Annotated in this window: 2 protein-coding genes; one reads left to right on the forward strand and one right to left on the reverse strand. The window is 72.5% G+C overall.

All coding sequences use genetic code 11. From position 1 onward, the window contains the following. The first annotated feature begins 65 nt into the window (after positions 1 to 65). Positions 66 to 1,148 carry an NDP-sugar synthase gene (locus JHN63_RS50900; protein ID WP_200691913.1) on the forward strand — a complete coding sequence of 361 codons (1,083 nt, stop codon included), beginning with the start codon at positions 66 to 68 and terminating at the stop codon, positions 1,146 to 1,148. A gap of 381 nt (positions 1,149 to 1,529) precedes the next feature. On the opposite strand, the gene JHN63_RS50905 is transcribed toward JHN63_RS50900, so the two are convergent. After that, the coding region (locus tag JHN63_RS50905; protein WP_200691914.1) for a DNA-3-methyladenine glycosylase at positions 1,530 to 2,274 on the reverse strand (745 nt) is incomplete at its 5' end.

Raw genomic sequence — 2,274 nt, forward strand, 5'->3', positions numbered from 1 at the left:
CTGCTTCCTGCCGGGACCGGCCGATCGACACCTCGGCCGGTCCCGGCAGGAAGCAGAGACGACAGGTGACAGAAGCGATCCTCCTGGTCGGCGGCAAGGGCACCCGGTTGCGCCCGCTCACGGTGCACACCCCGAAGCCGATGGTCAGGGCGGCGGGGGTGCCGTTCCTCACGCATCAACTGGCGCGGGCGAGAGCGGCGGGCGTGGACCACATCGTCCTGGCCACTTCCTATCTGGCGGAGGTGTTCGAACCGCACTTCGGTGACGGTTCGTCCCTCGGCCTCCACATCGAGTACGTCACGGAGGACGAGCCCCTCGGCACGGGCGGCGCGATCCGCAACGTGGCCGCACGCCTGCACTCCGGCCCCGACGACCCGGTCCTGATCTTCAACGGCGACATCCTGACCGGCCTGGACATCAGGGCCCTGGTCCACACCCACGAGACCACGGGCGCGGACGTCTCCCTCCACCTCACGAAGGTCACGGACCCGCGCGCCTACGGCCTGGTCCCCACGGACGGGACGGGCCGCGTCCTGGCCTTCCTGGAGAAGCCCCAGACCCCCGAGGAGATCGTCACCGACCAGATCAACGCGGGCGCGTACGTCTTCCGCCGCTCGGTCATCGACACGATCCCGGCGGGCCGCCCGGTCTCGGTGGAACGGGAGACCTTTCCCGGACTGCTGGCCGCCGGCGCCCACCTCCAGGGCCTGGTGGACTCGACGTACTGGCTGGACCTCGGCACCCCGGCCGCCTTCGTCCGCGGCTCGGCGGACCTCGTCCTGGGCCGGGCCCCGTCCCCCGCGATCCCCGGCCGCTGCGGGGACCGCCTGGTCCTCCCCACGGCCCGGGTCGCCCCCGACGCCAAACTGACGGGCGGCACGGTGGTGGGCGAGGGCGCGTTCGTCGCGGAGGGCGCGCGGGTCTTCGGCTCGACGATCCTCCCCGGCGCGGTCATCGAACCGGGCGCCGTCATCACCGACTCCCTCATCGGCACCCGGGCCCGAGTCGGCGAACGCTCCGTCCTCACCGGCACGGTCATCGGGGACGGCGCGGTCATCGGCGCCGACAACGAACTCCGCGACGGCATGCGGGTGTGGTGCGATGCGCGGATTCCGGCGGGGGCGGTGCGGTTCTCTTCCGACCAGTAATCAGTGCGGCTGGGCAGGGGGCGCCGCCCAGGGGCTGCGCCCCCGGACCCCCGTGTCGGCCCTGAAGGGGCCTTGTCCTCAAGCGCCGGACGGGCTGGGGATGCTGACCGGTTGTTGCAGGGTTCCGATGGTGGGGGTGCTGTCCAGGGGTTGCGCCCCCGGACCCCCGCTTCGGCCTGAACGGCCTCGTCCTCAAGCGCCGGACGGGCTGGGTGTGCCGACCGGTACTTGTGAGGTCCTGGGGGAGGAGCGCCGTGCGAGGGGCTGTGTCCTCGGATCTCCGTCGGCTTGAACGGGCTTGTCCTCAAGCGCCGGATCGGGCTGAGTGTGCCGACCGGTTCGGGCAGGGTCCCGGGTAGGGGTGCCGTGCCGGGCGCGGCGTCACAACTTCCCGATGTCCCCGCGAGGCATCTTCGGCGCCCTCCGCGCAGGAGTCCGTCCGCTCAGCAGAATCAGCCGAGCCGCCCGGTGCCGCTGCCCCGCATACGGCTCCAGCAGTGACAACATCACCGAGTCGTCCGCATCCCGGTCCCCGGCGAGCGCGAAGCCCACGATCCCGGGCAGATGCAGATCCCCCACGGTCACCGCGTCCGCCGCCCCATGACTCCGCTGCACGGTCTCCGCGGACGTCCACACCCCCACCCCCGGCACGACCTCCAACCGAGCCCGCGCATCCTCCGGCGACATCGACACCGCCTGCTCCAGCCGCGCGGCGACCCGTACGACACGCAGAATCGTCGACGCGCGCTTGTCGTCGACCCCGGCCCGGTGCCACTCCCAGGACGGGATCAACGCCCACGCGCGCGGCGCCGGCATCACCCACATCCGTCCGCCCACAGGCCCTGGCGCCGGCACCCCGTACTTCCGTACCAGCGACCGCCAGGCCCGATACGCCTCGTCGGTCGTCACCTTCTGCTCCAGCACCGACGGAATCAACGACTCCAGCACCAGCCCGGTCCGCGTGAGCCGCAACCCCGGCCGCCGGTGTCGAGCGACGGCGACAAGCCGATGCCGGGGCACGAACGCGTCCGGGTCGTCGGCGGCCCCGAGCATCTCCGGCAACCGCTCCAACAGCCAATCCCCGCCCGGCCCCCAGGCCTCCCCGCGCACCTCACTCCCGTGCGCG

The organism is Streptomyces sp. MBT65, from assembly GCF_016612545.1.
Lineage (GTDB): Bacteria > Actinomycetota > Actinomycetes > Streptomycetales > Streptomycetaceae > Streptomyces.